The following is a 5,645-nucleotide window of genomic DNA, read 5'->3' as shown; positions in this document are numbered from 1 at the left end:
CGTCGGGGTTCCGGCGGCCGGCCAATCCGCGGCTGCTGCGGCAGCGGCTGTTCGTGTTCGTGGTGGTGACGCTGCTGGTGGCGCTCGGTATCGCGGTGGCCCAGGGCTGTCAGGGCCCGGCGCGCGGGCTCGGCGGCGACGGCGGTGTCCAGCGGCAGCGGCACGCGGGGCCGGGCTATCCGCCGCCGGGCGACGCGGGGTTCCCGGCGGACCGGCGTCCGTCGGTGCTGAGCACCGACGCCGGGAACTGAGCGCCGACGCCGGGAACTGAGCGCCGCCGGTTCCGGGCGGCGTCCGGGGCGGGCGGCTTCCGGGGCGGGCGTGGGGGCCGGCCCGCGCCCGGTCAGTTCTCCGGCCGGCCGGTCGTCACGGCGTAGAACGCGACCGCGGCCGCCGCTCCCACGTTGAGCGAGTCGACGCCGTGGGACATCGGGATGCGGACCCACTCGTCGGCGGCGACCAGGGCCTGCGTGGACAGCCCGTCGCCCTCCGCGCCGAGCATGAGTGCCACCCGGTCCATCCGGTGCGGGGCGGCCTCGTCCAGGCTGCTGGCCTTCTCGTCCGGAGTCAGCGCGAGCAGCGTGAAGCCCGCCTCGCGGACCGAGTCCAGATCCCGCGGCCAGGTCTCCAGCCGGGCGTACGGCACCGAGAACACCGCCCCCATGGAGACCTTGACGCTCCGCCGGTACAGCGGGTCGGCGCAGTCGGGCGACAGCAGCACCGCGTCCATGCCGAGGGCCGCGGCCGAGCGGAAGATGGCGCCGATGTTGGTGTGGTCGTTCACCGACTCCATGACCACCACCCGGCGGGCGGAGCGCAGCAGCTCACCGGCCGTCGGCAGCGGCTTGCGCTGCATGGACGCGAGGGCGCCGCGGTGCACGTGGTAGCCGGTGACCCGTTCGGCGAGTTCCGGGCTGACGGCGTAGACCGGCGCCGGGAGTTCGTCGATGACGTCGCGCATGACGTCGACCCACTTGGCCGAGAGCAGCATCGAGCGCATCTCGTAGCCGGCTTCCTTGGCTCTGCGGATGACCTTCTCGCCCTCGGCGATGAACAGGCCCTCGGCGGGTTCCCGCTTGCGGCGCAGCTCGACGTCGGTCAGACCGGTGTAGTCGGAGAGGCGCGGGTCGTCGGGATCCTCGACGGTGATGAGATCGGCCACAGGGTGATACTGCCTTGTCCTGGGTGTGGTGCCAACGGCTCGGAAGAGGGGTGTTACCCCGGGTCACGGTTGATCAGGCGGTGGGTTCGGGGCCGACCCGTACGACCTCGCCGACGATGATGACCGCCGGCGGCCGCACGTCCTCGGTACGTACGGTCTCCGCGACCGTGGCCAGGGTGGCGTCCACCCGGCGCTGGGCGGCCGTCGTCCCCTCCTGGACGAGGGCCACCGGTGTCTGCGGCGGCCTGCCGTGCGCGACGAGCGCCTCGGCGATCTTGCCGATCTTGTCGACGCCCATCAGGATCACGAGGGTGCCGGTGAGCCGGGCCAGGGCGGCCCAGTCGACCAGGGACCGCTCGTCGTCGGGCGCCACGTGGCCGCTGACCACGGTGAACTCATGGGCGACCCCCCGGTGCGTGACCGGGATGCCGACCGCGCCGGGCACCGAGATCGAGCTGGAGATGCCGGGGACCACGGTGCACGGGATGCCCGCCTCGGCGAGCGCCTGGACCTCCTCCATGCCCCGGCCGAACACGAACGGGTCACCGCCCTTGAGCCGGACGACCGCCTTGCCCTGCGCGGCGTGCTCGATGAGCGCGGCGTTGATGGCCTCCTGGGCCATGTACCGGCCGTAGGGGATCTTGGCCGCGTCGATCACCTCGACGTGCGAGGGCAGCTCGGCGAGCAGGTCACGCGGGCCCAGCCGGTCGGCGATGACGACGTCCGCCTCGGCGAGCAGGCGCCGGCCGCGGACCGTGATCAGGTCGGGGTCGCCGGGGCCGCCGCCGACCAGGGCCACGCCGGGCGTGCGGGCGCGGTCGTGCTGCGGGACGACGAGGGTGCCGTCGTGCAGGCCCGCCACGATCGCGTCCCGGACGGCGGCGACATGGCGCGGGTCGCGGTCGTGCGGGTTCCGGGTGAGCACGGCGACGGTGACGCCCTCGCTGTGGCCGGTCGCCGGGGTCCAGGCCGTCGCCTCGTCGGCGTCGTCGGAGCGGACGCACCAGACGCGGTGCCGCTCCGCCTCGGCGGAGGCCCGGGTGTTCGCGTCGGCGTCGCTGGAGGCGACGAGCGCGTACCAGGCGCCCGCGAGGTCACCGTCCTGGTATCCGCGCCGGACCCAGGCGATCTCGCCCGCGTCGGCCATGGCCTCGACGGACGGGGTCGCCTCGGGGGAGATCAGCACGATGTCCGCACCGGCGGCGATGAGCGCCGGCAGACGCCGCTGGGCCACCTGGCCGCCGCCGACGACGACCGCGCGGCGGCCGGAGAGGCGAAGGCCCACGGGGTAGGCGGGGTGTTCGGCCATGAGGTACGGCTCCTCGGGCAGCGGTGAGCTGGGCGCGCTGCACCTTCGAAGCGGCCCTGACGTGCGGATTTTATGCCGTGGATGCGGTGCGGGGCACGGGAGGTCCAGTTCTTGGGCACCGGGCCTCCCGCCCCGCGGCGGTTACTTCTCGGTGACGCCGGCCGAGTCGAACGTCGCCACCTCGTGCATGGCGCGCGCCGTGCTCTGGACCAGCGGCAGCGCGAGCAGCGCGCCCGTGCCCTCGCCGAGCCGCAGGTCGAGATCGACCAGCGGGCGCAGCCCCAGCTTGTTGAGGGCCGCCATGTGGCCGGGCTCGGCGCTGCGGTGACCGGCGATGCAGGCCGCGAGCACCTCCGGGGCGATGGCGCGGGCGACGAGGGCCGCGGCCCCGGCGCTGACCCCGTCCAGGATCACCGGCGTACGCAGCGAGGCACCACCGAGCAGCAGGCCGACCATGGCCGCGTGCTCGAAGCCGCCGATCGCGGCGAGGACACCGATGGGGTCGGCGGGGTCCGGCTGGTGGAGTTCCAGCGCGCGGCGGATCACCTCGGTCTTGCGGGCCAGCGTCTCGTCGTTGATGCCGGTGCCGCGGCCGGTCACCTCGGCCGGGTCGGCGCCGGTGAAGACGGAGATCAGCGCGGCGGAGGCGGTGGTGTTGGCGATGCCCATCTCACCGGTGAGCAGCGCCTTGTTGCCGGCCGCCACCAGGTCGCGGGCGGTCTCGATGCCCACCTCGATGGCCGCCTTGGCCTCCTCGCGGGTCATCGCGGGGCCGGCGGTCATGTCGGAGGTGCCACCGCGGATCTTGCGCGGCAGCAGGCCCGGGGTGGCCGGCAGGTCGGCGGCCACGCCCACGTCCACGACGCACACCTCGGCGCCGACCTGGGCGGCGAAGGCGTTGCAGACGGCTCCCCCGCCGAGGAAGTTGGCCACCATCTGGGCCGTCACCTCCTGCGGCCAGGGGGTGACGCCCTGGGCGTGCACACCGTGGTCGCCGGCGAAGATCGCGACGGCGGCGGGTTCCGGGATCGGCGGCGGGCACTGCCGGGACAACCCGGACAGCTGGGCGGAGATGATCTCCAGCATGCCCAGCGCGCCGGCCGGCTTGGTCATGCGCTTCTGGCGTTCCCACGCTTCGCCGAGGGCTTTGGCGTCGAGCGGGCGGATCTGTGCGACGGTCTCGGCGAGCAGGTCGTGGGGTTCCTCTCCGGGCAGGGCGCGGCGGCCGTACGTCTCCTCGTGCACCACCCAGGACAGGGGGCGCCTCTTGGACCAGCCGGCCTGCATCAGCTCCGGCTCGTCCGGGAACTCGTCGACGTACCCGACACACAGGTAGGCGACGGCTTCCAGGTGCTCGGGCAGGCCGAGCGCGCGGACCATCTCCCGCTCGTCGAAGAAGCTGACCCAGCCGACGCCGAGTCCTTCGGCGCGGGCGGCGAGCCAGAGATTCTCCACCGCGAGCGCCGAGGAGTAGGGCGCCATCTGCGGCTGGGTGTGACGGCCGAGCGTGTGGCGGCCGCCGCGGGTGGGGTCGGCGGTGACGACGATGTTGACCGGGGTGTCGAGGATGGCCTCGATCTTCAGTTCCTTGAACTGCTTCGCCCGGCCCTTCGGCAGCGACTTGGCGTACGCCTCGCGCTGCCGCATCGCCAGTTCGTGCATGGTCCGCCGGGTCTCGGCGGACCGGATGACGACGAAGTCCCAGGGCTGCGAGTGGCCCACGGACGGCGCGGTGTGCGCCGCCTCCAGGACCCTGAGCAGCACCTCGTGCGGGATGGGGTCGCTGCGGAAGCCGTTGCGGATGTCACGGCGTTCGCGCATCACCTTCAGGACGGCCTCGCGCTCCGCGTCGGCGTATCCGGGCGCGGCCGGACCGGTGGGCTGCCGTGCCTGCGTCACCGCGGGCGTGCCCTCCTCCTGGTCGGCACCCCTGGTCCGCAGGTCGTCCGCGTGCTGGACGACACCGGGGGCGTGCTCCGCGTCCGGCACGGCGGCCGGCTCGCCCTCGCGCGGCGCGGGGACGGTGGCCGCCGGCTCCGGCTGCTCGTGGGGACCCTGCGGACCCTGGGCGTCACCCTCCGGGGGCAGCACGAGCGGCTGCGGCGGGGTGGGCGCCAGGTGCGGGGTCGTCGGCACCTGCCCCTCCACCGGCACGAACAGCCCAAGCGGCTGCTCGGGCTCGCCCGGCAGGCCGGAGGGCAGAAGCTGCTCCGCCTGAGCGGCCTGCCCGTGCTGCGGGTCCGCTCCGGGGTCCGCCGAGGCCGCGTCGGCCGCCTGGGACTGGAGCTGCGGGGCGCTGGGCGGGGCGTCGACGGTGGCTGCCGGGGCGCTGCCCTGTGCGGGGGCGCTGCTCTGTTCCGGGGCGGCGGCCTGCGTCGGGTCAGTGGCCGGTGCCGGGGCGGCGGCCTGCGTCGGGTCGGTGGCCGGTGCCGGGCTGGCGGCCGGTGCCTGGCCGGCGGCGGCCGGTGCCGGGTCGGTTCCCTGTGCCTGGCCGACGGTGGCCGGTGCCTGGTCCTGGGCTACGGCGGTCACGGTCGCGGTGCCGGTGCCGTGAGGTGCGTTCTGGGCGAGCTGCGGCCCCTGGACCTGGAGCACAGCGGGCTCGGACGGTTCCGTGGCCTGGGTGCCGTCACCGGCGGGCGGGGTGGGTACGGCGTCCGGGGCCGCGGGGTCAGCAGCGGCCTGCGGCACTTCAGCGTCCAGGACCTGAGGCTGGGCCGAGGGCTGGGGCTGAGACACCTCCGGCGCGGGGGTGCCGGGCTGCTGGGCCTGCGCGACGGCGGCCTGGGCGGCCGGAACGGCGTCGCCGACGGCGGGCTGAGCGGCAGGGACGGCGTCATCGACGGCGGGCTGAGCCGTCGGTACGGCCTCGCCGACGGCGGGCTGAGCGCCCGGGACGGCGTCACCGACGGCGGGCGCCTCAACGCCGGGCTGAGCGGGGAGGCCGGCGCCGGTGTTCACGGCCGCGCCCTCCGGTGTGCCCGGTTCGGCGGTGGGGGCCGGAACCTCGGCGGGCGCCGGCTGGTCGACGTCCTGTGCGGCTGCGGGGTCGGTGGGCTGGGCGACGCTCGGGGCGGTCGCGGGGTCGGCGGGCTCGGCCACACCCTCGGCGACAGCCGCACCGGCGGTCTGGGCCACCCCCTGGTCGGCGGACGGATCCGCGGGCTGGAACAC

Annotated in this window: 3 protein-coding genes and 1 pseudogene; 1 reads left to right on the top strand and 3 read right to left on the bottom strand. The window is 75.2% G+C overall.

Features of this window, described 5'->3' with window-relative positions; all coding sequences use genetic code 11:
* Positions 1–251: pseudogene (locus GT045_RS28725) on the top strand (serine/threonine protein kinase); the annotation flags it as partial.
* 92 nt (positions 252–343) lie between these two features.
* Here the strand turns inward: GT045_RS28725 and GT045_RS28720 are convergent.
* From GT045_RS28720 to cobT, 3 genes are all read right to left on the bottom strand, one after another.
* Positions 344–1,162 carry an RNA methyltransferase gene (locus GT045_RS28720; RefSeq protein ID WP_161335965.1) on the bottom strand — a complete coding sequence of 273 codons (819 nt, stop codon included), beginning with the start codon at positions 1,160–1,162 and terminating at the stop codon, positions 344–346.
* 73 nt (positions 1,163–1,235) lie between these two features.
* Positions 1,236–2,471, bottom strand: coding sequence for a uroporphyrinogen-III C-methyltransferase (cobA, locus tag GT045_RS28715; RefSeq protein WP_161335964.1), 1,236 nt, complete (start codon positions 2,469–2,471; stop codon positions 1,236–1,238).
* A 141-nt stretch (positions 2,472–2,612) separates the two neighbouring features.
* Entirely contained in the window at positions 2,613–5,645 is a 3,033-nt protein-coding gene (cobT, locus tag GT045_RS28710; protein ID WP_345942785.1) for a nicotinate-nucleotide--dimethylbenzimidazole phosphoribosyltransferase, read from the bottom strand.

The organism is Streptomyces sp. SID486 (assembly GCF_009865385.1).
Classification (GTDB): domain Bacteria; phylum Actinomycetota; class Actinomycetes; order Streptomycetales; family Streptomycetaceae; genus Streptomyces.
The sequence above is the reverse complement of the archived record's forward strand: the minus strand, read 5'-3'. Positions and strand labels throughout refer to the sequence as shown.

Coding starts and splice junctions, on each gene's coding strand:
- cobA (WP_161335964.1), bottom strand. CDS start 2,471: ATGGCCGAACACCCCGCCTACCCCGTGGGCCTTCGCCTCTCCGGCCGC.